A 318-nucleotide genomic window follows, 5' to 3' on the forward strand; every position below is an offset into this window, starting at 1 on the left:
TTTTCAATTTTTCCCTCAGAAACATTGATCATTTTGTCTTTGGGGTTAATGGTCATGGCGATATCCATAAATTCTTTGTCAAGGAAAGGAACTCTGCCTTCTATTCCCCAGCTCATTAAGGCCTTGTTGGCTCTTAAACAATCATAAAGGTGAAGCTTTCCTAGCTTTCTTACTGTTTCATCATGGAATTCCTTAGCATTGGGCGCTTTGTGGAAGTATAGATACCCTCCTAACAGTTCGTCTGAACCTTCTCCGGAAAGTACCATTTTGATTCCCATGGACTTGATTACTCTTGCCAAAAGATACATGGGAGTGGAG

At 40.6% G+C, this 318-nt stretch carries 1 protein-coding gene; it reads right to left on the minus strand.

What is annotated here, in order from left to right; all coding sequences use genetic code 11:
- A partial coding sequence (locus tag SB679_RS23545; RefSeq protein WP_410704690.1) for an asparagine synthase-related protein occupies positions 1 to 318 on the minus strand: 318 nt, incomplete at both ends.

The organism is Chryseobacterium sp. SIMBA_029 (assembly GCF_046535275.1).
Taxonomy (GTDB): domain Bacteria; phylum Bacteroidota; class Bacteroidia; order Flavobacteriales; family Weeksellaceae; genus Chryseobacterium.